12 protein-coding genes and 8 tRNA genes are annotated in these 15,939 nt (G+C 63.8%); 3 read left to right on the forward strand and 17 right to left on the reverse strand.

The window, feature by feature from the left end; genetic code table 11:
• Nucleotides 1-51: 51 nt before the first annotated feature.
• The gene (locus tag A3CW_RS46235; RefSeq protein WP_081771663.1) at nt 52-957 is read left to right on the forward strand and encodes an AraC family transcriptional regulator; all 906 of its coding nucleotides are present in this window, start codon (nt 52-54) and stop codon (nt 955-957) included.
• A gap of 18 nt (nt 958-975) precedes the next feature.
• Here the strand turns inward: A3CW_RS46235 and A3CW_RS0113755 are convergent, their stop codons facing one another.
• The 9 genes from A3CW_RS0113755 to gltX all read right to left on the reverse strand — a co-directional run bounded on the left by A3CW_RS0113755 (nt 976) and on the right by gltX (nt 4,226).
• Entirely contained in the window at nt 976-1,440 is a 465-nt protein-coding gene (locus A3CW_RS0113755) for a GNAT family N-acetyltransferase (RefSeq protein WP_028204095.1), read from the reverse strand.
• A 166-nt stretch (nt 1,441-1,606) separates the two neighbouring features.
• Nucleotides 1,607-1,683: transfer RNA gene (locus A3CW_RS0113760), tRNA-Asp, on the reverse strand.
• An 80-nt stretch (nt 1,684-1,763) separates the two neighbouring features.
• Nucleotides 1,764-1,839 (reverse strand) — tRNA-Glu (locus tag A3CW_RS0113765).
• 70 nt (nt 1,840-1,909) lie between these two features.
• Nucleotides 1,910-1,986, reverse strand: a tRNA-Asp gene (locus tag A3CW_RS0113770).
• Nucleotides 1,987-2,066: 80 nt separating this feature from the next.
• A tRNA-Glu gene (locus A3CW_RS0113775) sits at nt 2,067-2,142 on the reverse strand.
• Nucleotides 2,143-2,213: 71 nt separating this feature from the next.
• Nucleotides 2,214-2,290, reverse strand: a tRNA-Asp gene (locus tag A3CW_RS0113780).
• Nucleotides 2,291-2,362: 72 nt separating this feature from the next.
• Nucleotides 2,363-2,438, reverse strand: a tRNA-Glu gene (locus A3CW_RS0113785).
• Between the two features lie 55 nt (nt 2,439-2,493).
• Nucleotides 2,494-2,569 (reverse strand) — tRNA-Ala (locus A3CW_RS0113790).
• A gap of 235 nt (nt 2,570-2,804) precedes the next feature.
• Nucleotides 2,805-4,226, reverse strand: a complete 1,422-nt coding sequence (gene gltX, locus A3CW_RS0113800; RefSeq protein WP_028204096.1) for a glutamate--tRNA ligase — start codon at nt 4,224-4,226, stop codon at nt 2,805-2,807.
• Nucleotides 4,227-4,712: 486 nt separating this feature from the next.
• On the opposite strand from gltX, the gene A3CW_RS0113805 reads away from it, so the two are divergent.
• On the forward strand, nt 4,713-5,657 hold the full coding sequence (locus tag A3CW_RS0113805; protein WP_028204097.1) for a patatin-like phospholipase family protein: 945 nt from the start codon (nt 4,713-4,715) through the stop codon (nt 5,655-5,657).
• Between the two features lie 101 nt (nt 5,658-5,758).
• Here A3CW_RS0113805 and A3CW_RS0113810 read toward each other — a convergent pair whose 3' ends face one another.
• The 5 genes from A3CW_RS0113810 to A3CW_RS0113830 all read right to left on the reverse strand — a co-directional run bounded on the left by A3CW_RS0113810 (nt 5,759) and on the right by A3CW_RS0113830 (nt 12,352).
• Nucleotides 5,759-6,469 (reverse strand): C40 family peptidase, encoded by a 711-nt coding sequence (locus A3CW_RS0113810; protein WP_028204098.1) that lies wholly within the window; start codon nt 6,467-6,469, stop codon nt 5,759-5,761.
• Nucleotides 6,470-6,629: 160 nt separating this feature from the next.
• Nucleotides 6,630-8,258 carry an ABC transporter ATP-binding protein gene (locus tag A3CW_RS0113815; protein WP_028204099.1) on the reverse strand — a complete coding sequence of 543 codons (1,629 nt, stop codon included), beginning with the start codon at nt 8,256-8,258 and terminating at the stop codon, nt 6,630-6,632.
• Complete coding sequence (locus A3CW_RS0113820; RefSeq protein ID WP_028204100.1) at nt 8,255-9,361, reverse strand: ABC transporter permease; 1,107 nt, start codon at nt 9,359-9,361, stop codon at nt 8,255-8,257. The genes A3CW_RS0113815 and A3CW_RS0113820 overlap by 4 nt, the downstream gene beginning before the upstream one ends.
• A 1-nt stretch (nt 9,362) precedes the next feature.
• On the reverse strand, nt 9,363-10,400 hold the full coding sequence (locus tag A3CW_RS0113825) for a microcin C ABC transporter permease YejB (RefSeq protein ID WP_028204101.1): 1,038 nt from the start codon (nt 10,398-10,400) through the stop codon (nt 9,363-9,365).
• A gap of 29 nt (nt 10,401-10,429) precedes the next feature.
• Nucleotides 10,430-12,352 carry an extracellular solute-binding protein gene (locus A3CW_RS0113830; protein WP_081771655.1) on the reverse strand — a complete coding sequence of 641 codons (1,923 nt, stop codon included), beginning with the start codon at nt 12,350-12,352 and terminating at the stop codon, nt 10,430-10,432.
• Nucleotides 12,353-12,460: 108 nt separating this feature from the next.
• Between A3CW_RS0113830 and fabI the strand changes: the two genes are divergently transcribed.
• Nucleotides 12,461-13,249: an enoyl-ACP reductase FabI gene (fabI, locus tag A3CW_RS0113835; protein WP_028204103.1), complete on the forward strand. Its 789-nt coding sequence runs from the start codon at nt 12,461-12,463 to the stop codon at nt 13,247-13,249.
• A gap of 147 nt (nt 13,250-13,396) precedes the next feature.
• Here fabI and A3CW_RS0113840 read toward each other — a convergent pair whose 3' ends face one another.
• The 3 genes from A3CW_RS0113840 to A3CW_RS0113850 form a co-directional block, all read right to left on the reverse strand.
• Complete coding sequence (locus A3CW_RS0113840; RefSeq protein WP_028204104.1) at nt 13,397-13,744, reverse strand: hypothetical protein; 348 nt, start codon at nt 13,742-13,744, stop codon at nt 13,397-13,399.
• Between the two features lie 586 nt (nt 13,745-14,330).
• A tRNA-Ser gene (locus A3CW_RS0113845) sits at nt 14,331-14,424 on the reverse strand.
• Nucleotides 14,425-14,648: 224 nt separating this feature from the next.
• Nucleotides 14,649-15,899 carry an aspartate kinase gene (locus A3CW_RS0113850; RefSeq protein ID WP_028204105.1) on the reverse strand — a complete coding sequence of 417 codons (1,251 nt, stop codon included), beginning with the start codon at nt 15,897-15,899 and terminating at the stop codon, nt 14,649-14,651.
• Nucleotides 15,900-15,939: the final 40 nt, after the last annotated feature.

Genomic DNA, 15,939 nt, shown 5'->3' on the forward strand with positions numbered 1-15,939 from the left:
TCAATCGCCAAAGTCGTCGCCAAACCCGCCGAACCCGCCGCCCTGCCCGTCATGCCCGAGGATCTGCCCCACTTCGCATCCAGCGACGCACGCAACGAGGCGCAGCCGCACGCCGAACTCGTCGATATTCCGCCCGAGTTCGCGCCGACACCCACGCATCCCATCCGCGTGCGCTCGCGGCCCATGCCGGCCGGTGTGTGCATCGCGCAGCACGCGCATGCGTGGGCGCAACTCGCCTACTCGTCCCGCGGCGTGTTGCGCATGGCGACGCCCGGCACGACGTGGATGGTGCCGCCCTCGCGCGCGATCTGGGTGCCGCCACACATCACGCACGAAGTGGCCATCGTCGAGGACGCGTTCCTGCGCACGCTCTACGTAGACGAATCGGTGATTCCGCCCGGCCTCGACGCGTGCCGCGTGGTCGAAGTCTCCGGCCTCCTGCGCGAGACGATCGCGGCGCTCGATGAGCGCGGCATTCCCACCGCACGCGAGCGCCTGCTCGGCGCGCTGGCGCTCGACGAGATCACGCGCTCGGCGCCGCTGCCGCTCGCCGTGCCGATGCCCGAGGAAAAGCGCCTGCGCGCGCTGTGCGAAGCGCTGATCGCCGACCCGGCGGGACCCGGCTCGCTCGAATACTGGGCCGCACACGTGGGCGCGAGCACGCGCACGATCGCGCGGCTCTTTCGTCAGGAACTCGGGGTGAGCTTTTCGCAATGGCGCCAGCAGGCGATTCTCGCGCGCGCGATCCCGCTGCTCAATCAGGGACGCCCGATGGCCGTCGTGGCGCAGGAACTTGGCTACCAGAGCCAGAGTGCGTTTTCGGCGATGTTTCGCCGCGCCTTCGGCGAGAGCCCGCGCGCCTTCATCGCGCGCGGCACCGGCGGCCGCGACGAGGACGAACCGGAAGATTCCGTGGCCGCGGAGCGCGACGAACATCGCCACGACAACGCGCGTTGAGTGGGAGAGCGGCCAGGCTCAGACGAGCCGCGTCATGTGGCGAATGGAGCCGAGGCGTGCAAGCCTCGGACCCGCCACGCGATAACCCATGCGCAGATAAAGACGCGCGGCCGGATTGTCGACGAACACGCGCAGTTGCAGCTCGCGCAGGCCGCGCTCGCGGGCCCACTGGTGCGAGATATCGAGCAGGAACGTGCCGGCGCCATTGCCGCGATATCCCTGGGCGATCTGCACGTCGCGAATGTGCAGCGAGTCGCCCTCCTGCGTCACCCGCAGCACGCCGATTGCCTCGCCGTCGAGTTCGAGGATGAAGTTCTCCGACTCGCGATAGCTCGCCAGAAAGAGATCACCGCGCCAGACGAGGTGATGCCGCAGATAGTAGCCACCCATGTTGTTGCGCGTGAGCGTCTCCGCGAACTCGAAATCGTCCATGGTGGCGCGGCGCAGCTGAAACGGCGACGGAATGTCGTTCGGTGCGAACATGTCGGCAAGCGGGCAAACGAAGTTTCGACAACGCTACGATAACGCGCGGCCGCCGGCAATCGCAGATTGTCCGTACGGCCAACGAAATGAAGGATGGGGATGGAAGCGGGAGAACCGTCTGGGGAAAAAGAAAAAGCCCGTTGGACGTATCCAACGGGCTTCGTTCTGGCGGAGCGGACGGGACTCGAACCCGCGACCCCCGGCGTGACAGGCCGGTATTCTAACCNACTGAACTACCGCTCCAGCTTGCTGCTCACCGGCGGGCGTCGGTCGATTCCCGCTGGCGGCGTCGCCATACTGCTCTTTGGCGCCGCATTTTGATTTGGCGTCCCCTAGGGGATTCGAACCCCTGTACTCACCGTGAAAGGGTGATGTCCTAGGCCTCTAGACGAAGGGGACAACACAGGCATAAGCCTTGGAACTGCAGCAGTTCGCAATTGCCGAAGCGACTGCAGAACGGCTTTGAATCTGGCGGAGCGGACGGGACTCGAACCCGCGACCCCCGGCGTGACAGGCCGGTATTCTAACCGACTGAACTACCGCTCCAGCTTGCTGCTCACCGGCGGGCGTCGGTCGATTCCCGCTGGCGGCGTCGCCACACTACGCTTTGGCGCCGCATTTTGATTTGGCGTCCCCTAGGGGATTCGAACCCCTGTACTCACCGTGAAAGGGTGATGTCCTAGGCCTCTAGACGAAGGGGACAACACGGGCTTGCGCCTGTAATCGTCACTTTAACTAAAAAGCCCGCTCACAGTTTCTGAACGGGCTCGATCTGGCGGAGCGGACGGGACTCGAACCCGCGACCCCCGGCGTGACAGGCCGGTATTCTAACCAACTGAACTACCGCTCCAGTTCGACACAGTCAGATGGATGGTTTATTTCCACCTGATACCTCGCCAATCTCATTGACGACGCACATGTCTGGCGTCCCCTAGGGGATTCGAACCCCTGTACTCACCGTGAAAGGGTGATGTCCTAGGCCTCTAGACGAAGGGGACATGATCTTTTCAGATAATGCCTTTACCACACTCTACTGCTTACCGCGCGTTCTGTTGGTGGAGGTAAGCGGGATCGAACCGCTGACCTCTTGCATGCCATGCAAGCGCTCTCCCAGCTGAGCTATACCCCCTTGCAGAACAGAAGCGAGATTTTAAACATCAATTTCGCTTTCGTCAAGAGCTTTTGAATCGTTTTCTGAAGCGCTTCGAGGTTTCCTTGAAACATCGTTGCCCGATTCTGCGGCTCTTTGCGTGAGATTCGCTGCTCATTTGCGGCTATCTCGCGCTCCGTATTCAACGGAGCCCGAATACTACAAGAACTGCCGCGCGGGCGCTAGGGTCCGGGCGAAAAATTCTTCAAAAATTTTACTTTGCAGCCGAAATACCCTTCTCGATTCGACTCACCACCGCATCGCGGCCGAACAGCACGAGCACCGCATCGACCGAAGGCGTATGCGTGGTACCCGCCACGAGCAGGCGGGCCGGCATCGCGAGTTGCGGCATCTTGAGCTTGTGCGTGGCGAGCGTGGCCTTGAGCGCGGCCGAGACGCCCTCCTTCGTCCACTCCGCGCCGTTGAGCGCGGCGGCGAGATCGGCGAGCGCGGGGCGCACGGCTTCCGTGATGTGCTGGGCGAGCGCTTCGGCTTCCGGCTGCGGCTCGCGGTAGAACATCATCGCGCTCTCGGCGATCTCCTTGATCGTGTTCGCACGGTCCTTGAACAGCGCGACCACGCCTTCGAGCGACGGGCCCTTGGCGAGCGCGGCTTCGTCCACGCCGAGCGCGGCGAAGAACGGCTTCGAGAGCTCGGCGAGGCGCGCGCTGTCCACTTCCTTCAGGTAGTGGTTGTTGAGCCAGTTGAGCTTGTTGTGGTCGTACTGCGCGGGCGACTTACCCAGGTGCTCGAGATCGAACCACTCCACGAACTGCTCGCACGTGAACACTTCGGCATCGCCGTGCGACCAGCCCAGGCGCGCGAGATAGTTGAGCACCGCTTCCGGCAGATAGCCTGCGTCGCGATAGCCCATCACGCTCATCGCGCCGTGGCGCTTGCTCATCTTTTCACCCTGCTCGTTGAGCACCGTAGGCAGATGCGCGTAGACCGGCGGCTCGGCGCCGAGCGCGCGCAGGATGTTGATCTGGCGCGGCGTGTTGTTCACGTGGTCGTCGCCGCGAATCACATGCGTGATCTTCATGTCGACGTCGTCCACGACTACGCAGAAGTTGTAGGTCGGTGTGCCGTCCGGGCGCGCGATCACGAGGTCGTCGAGCTCTTCGTTCGAGATCTCCACGCGGCCCTTGACGGCGTCGTCCCATGCCACCACGCCCGTGAGCGGGTTACGGAAGCGCAGCACCGGCTGCACGCCCTCGGGCGGCGTGGGCAGCACCTTGCCCGGCTCCGGGCGCCACGTGCCGTCGTAGCGCGGCTTCTCGCCTGCGGCGCGCTGTCGCTCGCGCAGCGCGTCCAGCTCTTCGGTCGACATGTAGCACGGGTACACGAGGCCCTGCTCCTGCATCTGCTTGAGCACTTCGCGATAACGGTCCATGCGCTGCATCTGGTAGAACGGACCTTCGTCGAAATTCAGGCCGAGCCACTCCATGCCTTCAAGGATCGCATCGACCGATTCCGACGTCGAACGCTCGAGGTCGGTGTCTTCGATCCGCAGCACGAAGACACCCTTGTTGTGGCGCGCGAACGCCCACGGGTAAAGCGCGGAACGGATGTTGCCGAGGTGAATGAAGCCGGTCGGGCTCGGCGCGAAGCGGGTACGGACGACAGAGGTAGTCATGGGCGATTACTCGAAGACGATGCCATCCGGAGCGCGGCGCCGGCGATAAAAGCAGCGACGGCGGCGGATGGCCAGGGTTCGCGGCGCGTTCGGCCCGCGCGGCTAGCGCGAGAGCGCCGGGGCGCGCGCAGCCTCGCGCGCACGAACGGGAATCCGGAAAATTAGAGACCGGATTATACCCGCCATGCACCGCTTCGGCCTGGGGGGCGAGGCCCGCAGCGCATCCGGGCGCCCCGCTTCTCTCCTGCCAACGGCGCGCGCCCGCAAGCCGTCGAGCGCGTTGTCATCTGCCGTCACATCGCGGACACATCGCGTTACATGCACGACCTGCTAAACCGGCCGCGCTTTGCCTTATGATGTCGGCGCGCCGCCATCACGATGCGGCGTCGCGCGCGCAAATACAGATACTCGGCCGCCCGCGCGAGCAGACCGGGGTACCGCGCCGTTCCTTGCCGGACACGCCCGCGGACCGCATGGAGAACCTTCTTGAAGCAGTCATCGCCCTCGTTGAGCCGCCGGCACTTTTCGCTTGCGGCCGCCTCCACCGTCCTTGCCGCGTGCACGACCGCGGGCACGCAGACCGCCAGCGTCCCGCCGCCGGTCGCCACCGCACCCCCGCCGCCCGTCGCCAGGCCGACGCGCCCGATTCGCGTGGGCCTCGCGCTCGGCGGCGGCGCGGCGCGCGGCTTCGCGCATATCGGCGTGATCAAGGCGCTCGAGGCGCGCAACGTGCAAGTCGACTTCGTGGTCGGCACGAGTGCGGGCTCGGTCGTCGCGGCGCTTTACGCCTCGGGCATGAACGGTTTCGCGCTCAACAAGCTCGCGCTGACGATGGACGAAGCCTCGATCAGCGACTGGGCGATGCCGTTTCGCACGCGCGGCCTCCTGCAGGGCGTGGCGCTCCAGAACTATCTGAACACCACGCTGCGCGACCGGCCCATCGAGAAGATGGCGAAGCCGCTCGGCGTCGTCTCGACCGACCTGCGCACGGGCCAGCCCATCCTGTTCCAGCGCGGCAACACGGGCATTGCCGTGCGCGCGTCGTGCAGCATTCCGTCGATTTTCGAGCCCGTGAATATTGCGGGCCACGAATACGTGGATGGCGGCCTCGTGAGCCCCGTACCGGCCTCGTTCGCACACAAGATGGGCGCCGACTTCGTGATCGCCGTGGACATCTCGGCGCGCCCGGAAACGGCCTCGACGCTGAGCCAGTTCGACGTGCTGATGCAGACCTTCACGATCATGGGCCAGACGATCAAGACCTACGAGCTCGACAAATACGCCGATGTCGTGATCCGCCCGAACCTCAACGCGATGTCGAGCAGCGATTTCACGCAGCGCAACGCCGCGATTCTCGCGGGCGAGGAAGCGGGCGCGCGCATCATGCCGGAGCTCGAGCGCAAGCTCGCCGTGGCGCGCCTGACGGCCTGAGCACTTGACCTGAGCGCCCCTTCGGCGGGCGCACGAGCGCAACAAACGCAAAAAGCCCGCTTCGCAAGAAGCAGGCTTTTTTGTTCGCTACAAAACCCCGATCAGTTGCCGCCGTTGCCGTCGAACTGTGCGCTCACGCGCTTGAGGCTTTGCTGCTGGTCCGGCGTGAACGACGTTTCGATACGGCGTGCACCCGTGAAGCGCTTTTCCCAGTAGCCGTCGTCGAGGTCGTCGACGCGGATCGTGCTGCCCGTGGACGGCGAATGCACGAACTTGTTGTCGCCGATGTAGATGCCGACGTGCGAGAACGTGCGGCGCATCGTGTTGAAGAACACGAGGTCGCCCGGCTTCAGGTTGCTCATGCTGACCTTCTCGCCCACGCGGCTCATTTCCTCGGCGCGGCGCGGCAGCGACATGCCGAGCGTGTCCTGGAACACGTAACGCACGAAGCCGCTGCAGTCGAGGCCGGAGTCGGGCGTGTTGCCGCCCCAGCGGTAGCGCACGCCAATCATGTTGAGTGCGCCGACAACGACGTCGCCGGCTTTGCCGGCCATGCCGGAAAGGAACGCCTTGGCGCCGCCTTCGGACGGGGCCGGAGCCGCCGCCGGGGTCGCCTGGTTGGCATTCTGGAGTGCGCTCTGCACTGCGGGGATGGACTGCAAATTCGCCGGGTTGCTCGGCGAAAATGAGGCATTCTGGTTAAAGCTGCTTACTTCGTCGGCGAACGCGCCGGGAGCTGCGGCCATCAGTACGCCGATGAACATCCCGGCGACGACGCGCGTGCAAGCCTGGGTCAGGTATCGGTGCTGCATTGGTCGGTAGAAATTGCCCGTAAATCAGGGAGTTAGTAGAAAAGTTTGGACGATACTAGCCAGTAAGTATTTGTGTGTCAAAACAAATAGAAAAATTCAATCGCGACATTCACCTCATTGGTGAATTTCACCGAAATTCACTCTAAAGTTCCGCCAAAGCCTAGCGATCAAAGGCAGCTTTCAACAATTTCCGGGTGTAAGGATGGGTCGGGTTATCGAAGATATTCGCGACCTCTCCTGCCTCGACAATCGCCCCGTTCTGCATCACCACCACCCGGTGCGCCATTGCGCCGATCACCTCCAGGTCGTGGCTGATGAACACGTAGCCCAGGTTGTACTTGCGTTGCAAATCCGTCAACAATCGCAACACCTGTTGCTGGATCGACACGTCGAGCGCGCTGGTCGGTTCGTCGAGCACGATCACGCGCGGCTCCAGCACCAGCGTGCGCGCAATGGCGATACGCTGACGCTGGCCGCCCGAAAACTCGTGCGGGTATCGTTGCAAGGCGGTGCGATCGAGGCCCACTTCACGCAGCACACCGACTACGCGCTTGCGCCGCTCCTCGCTGGGAAGATCGGGCCGATGCAGCACGAGCCCCTCCCCCACGATGCGCTCGATGGTCTGGCGCGGAGAAAGCGAACTGAACGGGTCCTGAAAGACAACCTGCAGATGTGAGCGCAACGACAGCCTGTCGTGCCCCCGATAGCTCGCGATCGGCCGCCCCTGGAACTCGACGACGCCGCCCGCGGTTCGCTGCAACCCCAACATCGCCATCGCCAGCGTCGTTTTGCCCGATCCGGATTCGCCGACAATGCCGAGCGTCTCGCCCTGGCGCACCGCAATGTTCGCGTCGTTCACGGCGCGATAGCGCCCCTTTTGCCACCAGCCGCGAAAACCCGGCAACTTCGTTGCGAAGTCGACGATCACGTCCTTCGCCTGCAACAGGACCGGCGCGATCGGCAGGACGGGCAGCACGTGGCGCTCGGGCCGGCTCGCGATGAGCCGTTGCGTGTACGGGTGTTGCGGCGCCTCGAAAATCTGCTCGACGCTGCCCGACTCCACGAGTCTGCCCTTTTCCATCACGGCCACGCGCTGCGCGAAGCGGCGCACGAGGTTCAGGTCGTGCGTGATGAGCAGCACCGACATGCCTCCGCCACGATTGCGCTCCACCTCGTCGCGCTGCAATTCAAGCAGCAGATCGACGATCTGGCCGCGGATCGTGACGTCGAGCGCCGTGGTCGGCTCGTCGGCGAGCAAAAGGCGCGGACGGCACGCAAGCGCCATCGCGATCATCACGCGCTGGCGCTGGCCGCCCGAGAGCTGATGCGGATAGCTCGACACGCGCCGCCGCGCTTCGGTAATGCCCGTGCGCTCGAGCAAGCCCACAGCCTGCTCGTAGGCCGCTTTCTTCGAGACGCCGTCGTGCAGCACGATGGTTTCCGCGATTTGCTCGCCGACCGTGTAGAGCGGATTGAGCGCCGTCATCGGCTCCTGGAAGATCATCGCGACGTCGTTGCCGCGCAGACCGCGCATCGCGCGCTCGCTCTTCGCGAGCAGATCGTCGCCGTCGAGGCGGATCGCTCCGCTGATCCGCGCGTCTTGCAGGAGGCGCAGAACCGCGAGCGCGGTGACGGTCTTTCCCGAGCCCGACTCGCCGACGAGCGCCACGCGCTCGCCGCGCCCAATCGCGAGCGTGACGTCGTCGACGGCAACCGTCTCCTCAAAGCGCACGCTCAGGTGTTCGATCGAGAGGAGCGGCGCGGCTGCGTCCTGAGGCACGGCGCTCACTGGTTGCCTCCGGCCTTCATGGCGTCGGAAATGCGCGTGTCGAGCGCGTTGCGTAGCGCGTCGCCGATGAAGGTGAGCAGCAGCAGCGTCGCCACGAGCACGCCGAAGGTCGAGAGCGCGATCCACCATGCGTCGAGATTGCGCTTGCCCTGCGCGAGCAGCTCACCGAGGCTCGGCGTGGGAGCGGGCACGCCAAGGCCCAGGAAGTCGAGACTCGTGAGCGCGAGAATCGCGCCGCTCATGCGAAACGGCAGGAAGGTGATGACGGGCGTGAGGCTATTGGGCAGCACGTGATGGCAGATGATCTGCCAGTTCGACAGGCCCATTGCGCGCGCGGCGAGCACATAGTCCTGGTTGCGGTTGCGCAGGAATTCGGCGCGCACATAGTCGGACAGTCCGATCCAGCCGAACAGCGAAAGCAGCACGATCAGCAGCACGAAGCCCGGTTCGAAGATCGCCGCGAAAATAATCAGCAGATAAAGCTCCGGGAGCGAGCTCCAGATCTCGATGAGACGCTGCCCGAAGATATCGACCTTGCCACCGAAGTACCCTTGCACCGCGCCCGCCAGCACGCCGAGCAGCGTGCCGATGGCAGTCAGCACGAGCGCGAACTCCACCGACACGCGAAAACCATAGAGCAAGCGGGCAAACAGGTCGCGGCCGCTCTCGTCGGTGCCGAGCCAGTTCTGGCGCGACGGCGGCGCGGGGTTCGGCACTTTCGCGAAGTAGTTGAGCGTGTCGTAGTAGTACGGGTTCGGCGGATAGATCGCGAAGTTGCCCGGCGCGTCGAAGCGGTGGCGAATGTACGGATCGAGGTAGTCGGCAGGCGTCGGGAAATCGCCGCCGAACGCGGTTTCCGGATAGTCCTTGAACAACGGGAAATACAGGTGCCCCTCGTAGCGCACGACGATCGGCTTGTCGTTGCACCAGAGCGGACCCGCGAGACTCGCCGCGAATGCAACGAGAAACACGATCAGGCTCCAGTAGCCAAGACGCTGCTGCTTGAAACGCAGCCACACACGGCGGGCCGGTGTGGGCGACTTGAAGGCGCGCACGCTCTCGGTACGCAGTTCGGGCTCGGCGCCAGCGCGGACTCGGTTCAACTCAGCGCTCCAGTTGTTCGAATTGGATGCGGGGATCGACCCACACGTAGCACAGATCGGAAATCAGCTTGGTTAGCAGTCCGATCAACGTGAAGAGGTAAAGCGTGCCAAGCACGACTGGATAATCGCGCCGCACGACGGATTCGTACGAAAGCAGACCGAGTCCGTCGAGCGAGAAAAGCGTTTCGATCAGCAGGCTGCCGGTGAAGAACGCGCCGATGAACGCCGCCGGAAACCCCACCACGAGCGGCAGCAACGCGTTGCGAAATACATGCTTCCAGAGCACGGTGCGCTCCGAGAGCCCTTTCGCGCGCGCGGTCAGCACGTACTGGCGGCGGATCTCTTCGAGAAAGGCGTTCTTGGTCAGCATGGTCGTAACGGCGAAACTGCCCACGACCGAGGCCGTCACGGGCAGCGTGATGTGCCAGAGATAGTCGAGAATCTTGCCGCCGAGCGAGAGCGTGTCCCAGTTGTCAGACGTGAGATTGCGCAGCGGGAAGAGCTGCAGGAACGAGCCGCCGCCAAACAGCACGAGCAGCAGGACGCCCAGCACGAAGCCCGGAATCGCGTAACCGACGAGCACGACCAGACTCGTCACGAGGTCGAACCGCGAGCCGTTGCGCACCGCCTTCGCGATGCCCAACGGCACCGATATCAGATACGTGAGAAAGAAGGTCCAGAGGCCAATGCTGATCGAAACCGGCAGCTTGGAAATAATCAGCGACCACACGCTCTGGTGATGGAAATAGCTCTGTCCGAGATCGAAGCGCGCAAAGCGCCCGAGCATCAGGAAATAGCGTTGCAGCGGCGGCTTGTCGAAGCCGTACAGCTGCTTGAGCTGCGCGATCTGCTGCGCGTCCACGCCCGAATGTGCGCGCATGCCGAATGGCATGCCCTGCTCCGCGCCCCGCCGCAATTCGCGCACCGCCTGTTCGACGGGGCCGCCCGGCACGAACTGGATCACGCCGAAGGTCAGCGTGAGCACGCCGAGCAGCGTCGGGATCATCAGCAGCAGGCGTTTGACGATGTAGCTCCACATGATTTCGATGCTTTCCGTCGTGTCCGTTGTCAATGACCGGCCGTTTGTGGCGCGGGCTGCGGCTTGAACCACCACGTCGAGATGATCCAGTCGTTTGCGCCATAGTACAGCGGCAATTTCGCCGGATACGCCAGCGTGTTCTTGAACGCCACGCGGTGCGTCGCGCTGTACCACTGCGGCACCACATAGTAGCCGTGCATCAGCACCCGGTCGAGCGCATGCGTGGCGTCGAGCAGTTGCTGGAGCGTCTGTGCCTGCGTGAGCGCCTTGAGGATCGCATCGACGGCCGGCGACTTCAGGCCGAGCAGATTGCCCGAGCCCGGCTCGTCGGCGGCCTTGCTGCCGAAGCGGTCGACCTGTTCCGCGCCCGGCACCTGGACGTCGGGGAACTTGATGGTCGTCATGTCGAAGTCGAAGGCGTCGAGCCGCTTCTGGTAAAGCGCGAAGTCGACCGAGCGATAGTTCACCTGGATGCCAAGGCGCCTGAGCGCCTGCGTGTACTGCGCCATGATCGGCGCCCACTGCGCCGAAGCACTCGTGTCGTCGAGCACCTCGAACGTGAACGGCTCGCCCTTCGCATTGCGCAGCGCGCCGTCGCGATAGGTCCAGCCGGCGTCAGCCAGAAGCGCGCGCGCCTTGAGCAAATTCGCACGTAGCGATCCTGGCGGGGTCGTATCGGGCTGCAAGGGCGGCGGCCCGAACACGGCGGGATCGAGCGACTTGCGCCACGGCTCGAGCAAGGCAAGCTCGCCGGGCGACGGCGGCCCCTTTGCCTGCAGCTGCGTGTTCGCGAACCAGCTGTCGATGCGACGGTACTGGCTATAGAACAGCATGCGGTTGAGCCACGGGAAGTCGAGCGCGAGGTCGAGGGCACGGCGCACGCGCACATCCTGGAACACGGGCCTGCGCAAATTCATGACGAAGCCCTGCATACCGGTGCCGTTGTGCTGAGGGAACTCGCGCTTGACGAGCTCGCCGCTGTCGAAGCGCTTGCCGACATCGCGCCGCACCCAGTTGCGCGCGACGTATTCGACGAGCGCGTCGTACTCGCCCGCCTTGAAGGCCTCGAGGCGCGCCACGTCATCCGAATAGAGCTTGTAGGTGATGCGCTCGAAGTTGTTGGTGCCCACGCGCACCGGCAGGTCCTTGCCCCAGTAGTTGGGGTCGAGCTTGTAAGTGATCGTGCGGCCGTTCGAGTAGCGGTCGATCACATACGGGCCGCTGCCGATCGGTTGCTCGAACGCGAGCTGATCGAAGGCGATGCGGCTGCCGTCCGGGCGCAAACCCCACTTGTGCGAAAACACCGGCATGCCGCCCGCGATGAGCGGCAGCTCGCGGTTGTTGCTGCGGAACTCGAAGCGGATCGTCGCCGGATCGACCACCACCGCGCGCGTGATCTCGCTGAAATACGCCTGCATGGAGGGCGCGGCCTGGCGGCTCTTGAGGGTGTCGAGCGAGAACTTGACGTCTTCGGCTGTCACCGGGTCGCCGTTCGAGAAGCGTGCCTTCGGGTTGATGTGAAATGTCACCGAAAGCGCGTCGGGCGCGATGCGGATATCGTCGGCGAGCAAACCGTAGGCCGAAGCCACTTCGTCGAGGCTGCCCGTCGTGAGGCTCTCGAACAGCATGCCGAGCCCCGGCGCCGCGTTGCCGCGCAGCGTGAACGGGTTGAACTTGTCGAAGCTCGTGAGGCGGTCGGGATTGGCGAGGACGAGCGTGCCGCCCTTGGGCGCATCCGGATTCACGTAGTCGAAGTGCGCGAATCCTTGCGGATATTTGGGCTCGCCGTACTGCGCGATGGCGTAGACCGCGTGCGCGCTCGGCATGGCCATCAGCCCGAATGAAAGCGCCAGACCCATCGCCGCCAGTCTTTTGCCGAGCGCGAGCCGAGCCGCAGGAACGGTTGCCCCAAGCGCGCCGAGCGCCGTCCTGCCTCGCGTTCCTGTCGTCATAGATCGGTAATTGTCCGGGCTGCCTTGTCAGTTGTGAGAGAATTCTACCCAAACCACGCGGCGCCGCCCCCACAGGCGCTGGCGCATTGACCTGATTTAGGAGAATTCATGGGCTTCCTCGCTGGCAAACGCATCCTGTTGACCGGCCTGCTGTCGAACCGTTCGATCGCGTACGGCATTGCGCAGGCATGCAAGCGCGAAGGCGCGGAACTGGCGTTCACGTACGTCGGCGACCGCTTCAAGGACCGTATCACCGAGTTCGCGCAGGAGTTCGGCAGCAACCTCGTGTTCCCCTGCGATGTGGCCGACGACGCGCAAATCGAAGCGCTCTTCACGGACCTCAAGCAACACTGGGACACGCTCGACGGCCTCGTCCACTCGATCGGCTTCGCGCCGCGCGAGGCGATCGCGGGTGACTTCCTCGACGGCATGACGCGCGAGAACTTCCGCATTGCGCACGATATTTCGGCATACAGCTTCCCGGCGCTCGCCAAGGCCGCCAAGCCGATGCTCGCCCAGAACGCCTCGCTGCTGACGCTGACTTATCTCGGCGCAGAGCGCGCGATTCCGAACTACAACACCATGGGCGTCGCGAAAGCCGCACTCGAGGCGAGCGTGCGTTATCTCGCGGTGGCGCTCGGTGCGCAAGGCGTGCGCGTGAACGGCATCTCCGCGGGCCCGATCAAGACGCTCGCGGCAAGCGGCATCAAGGGCTTTGGCAAGATCCTCGATTTCGTCGAGCAGAACGCCCCGCTGCAGCGTAACGTGACCATCGAGCAGGTCGGCAACTCCGCCGCATTCCTGCTCTCCGATCTGGCAGCCGGCGTGACCGCCGAGATCATGCACGTCGACTCGGGCTTCAACGCCGTGGTTGGCGGCATGGCCGGTCTCGAGTAAGCCTCTCTTCGCGTTGCGTGCGCGTCGTTGCGCGCGCAACGGCAAAAATGCAAAAGCCGCCCACTGGGCGGCTTTTCTTTTGGCGCGGCACTTGGTGTGCGACGCGCGCCGTGTCACGCGCATCACGCCGGCACCGAGCCTCGCAGCTTAGTGCCAGTGCCCCGGAGGCCCGCCGTGGTCGCGGTCGTAATGGCCACGGCCGGGACCGCCATAGCCGCCGTGGTGGCGATACCAGTCGTCGCGCCCCCAGTAGCGGCGGCCGTCCCAGTAACGATCGCCGTGCCAGCCGATGACGATGGCCGGCGGCACCGCATAAACAGGCGCCGGCTGATAGACGACCGGCGGCGGCGGCGGCGCGTAGACCGGTTGCGGAGCGACATAAACCGGGGCCGGAATACCGATGTTGACACCAACGCTCACGCCAGCCATAGCAACGCTCGATGCGCCGATAGCCACGCCCCCGAGCAGCATTGCAACAACACGTGGGAACTTCATGGACTCACCTTTCGGGTTTGATGTTTTGTTGAAGCCAATATAACGCACGGCTTTCGCCCGCGTATTTCAAACTTGTAATAACTGATGCACAAACCTGGCCTGCGTTCGATGTCGTTACGTCTCGTTACACCGGTGCCCGCTTGAGCGACGCGGCGAACGATGGCGCAGCGGAGGATATCACCGCTGGCGACAAAGCGTGCGGACCGCAACAGGGTTTTGGGCTCACGCACGCGCAGCACGCAGCGATATCGCTGCGCGGCTGCCGCACTCACGCCACAAACTTCACTTCATTCGCATTACGAATGACTTTCCGCGCGCCTCACTCTCCCACGAAGTGTTGCGCACGAAATGTATTAACGGCATATCCACGAAAATATTGACCGCGTTCACCAGGGTTTTGCGCATGCCGGAGATGCCTATGCAGTCCTAAGCGAGTGGATCAGAAGATCGGAGATCAATGGCGAGGCAAGCAGGACAACTCGAGGCGGCAATAGCCGCGCCGTTCGAACACCGGCTTTTCGCGTGGCGGGAGCCCAAAAAACAAAAACCCCGCAAGCCGAGACTTGCGGGGTTTCGCCGCCATGACTGGCGGAGACGGAGGGATTCGAACCCTCGATCCAGGTTTTGGCCCAGATGCTCCCTTAGCAGGGGAGTGCCTTCGACCTCTCGGCCACGTCTCCCGAAAACTTCGTTCGCGCCAGGGAGGCAGCGCAACGAAGCCAAGATAATAGCGGGTTAGCGCCTTCCGGTCAATTCATACGACGCTTTTTTGCAAAGTTTTTTCTGCAAGCGCACAACGAACGTCGTGCGCAGCATCGCAAACCGGAATCGAGCGGAAAAACCGCGTCACACCCTCGTCACACAATTCAAACGCCGCGCAAAGGCCACGCAAAAACAGCGCGATTTATGCGTGCTCGAGGTCGAACGCCTTGTGCAGCGCGCGCACCGCCAGTTCCATGTACTTCTCGTCGATCAGCACCGAGATCTTGATTTCCGAGGTCGAGATCATCTGGATGTTGATGCCCTCTTCCGAGAGCGTGCGGAACATCTTGCTCGCCACGCCCACGTGCGAGCGCATGCCCACGCCGACCACCGACACCTTCGACACCTTCGCGTCGCCGAGCACCTGCTCCGCGCTCACGTGGCCCTTCACCTGGTTGTTCAGCACGTCGATGGCGCGCTGATAGTCGCCGCGGGGCACCGTGAACGTGAAGTCCGTCTTGCCGGCCACGCTCTGGTTCTGGATGATCATGTCGACGTCGATGTTCGCATCCGCCACGGGGCCGAGGATCTGATACGCGATGCCCGGCTTGTCGGGCACGCCCATCACGATGATGCGGGCCTCGTCGCGCTGGAACGCGATACCCGAGATGACTGCTTTTTCCATGGTCTCGTCTTCTTCAAAAGTAATCAGGGTGCCCGAGGACATTTCCTCGTCGAGGTTCATCATCGGGTCGGTCAGGCTGGAGAGCACACGCGTCTTCACCTGATACTTGCCCGCGAATTCCACCGAGCGGATCTGCAGCACTTTCGAGCCGAGGCTGGCCATTTCCAGCATCTCTTCGAACGTAATGCGGTCGAGACGGCGTGCGTCGTCGACCACACGCGGGTCGGTCGTATAGACGCCGTCGACGTCCGTATAGATCAGGCATTCGTCGGCCTTCAGCGCCGCTGCGACTGCAACCGCCGACGTGTCCGAGCCGCCGCGGCCGAGCGTGGTGATATGGCCTTCCGGGTCGATCCCCTGGAAGCCCGTGATCACGACCACCTTGCCGTCGTCGAGATCGGCCAGCACGCGCTCGCCGTCGATGTCGTTGATGCGGGCCTTGGTGAACGAGCTGTCGGTTTTGACCGGCACTTGCCAGCCGGTGTAGCTGATAGCGTCGACGCCGGCTTCCTGCAGGGCGATCGACAGGAGGCCGACGCTCACCTGCTCACCGGTCGACGCAATCATGTCGAGCTCGCGCGGGCTGGGCTGCGGCGAAATTTCTTTCGCGAGACCGAGCAGACGATTGGTTTCGCCGGACATCGCCGACGGCACGACGACCATCTTGTGGCCGGCCTTGTGCCATTTGGCGACGCGCTTGGCGACGTTCTTGATGCGCTCGACGGAGCCCATCGAGGTGCCGCCGTATTTGTGTACGATGAGTGCCATTGTCGTTCTGAACTGGAGATGTTACCGCGCTGGCGCGCTG

The organism is Paraburkholderia nodosa DSM 21604 (assembly GCF_000519185.1).
Lineage (GTDB): Bacteria > Pseudomonadota > Gammaproteobacteria > Burkholderiales > Burkholderiaceae > Paraburkholderia > Paraburkholderia nodosa.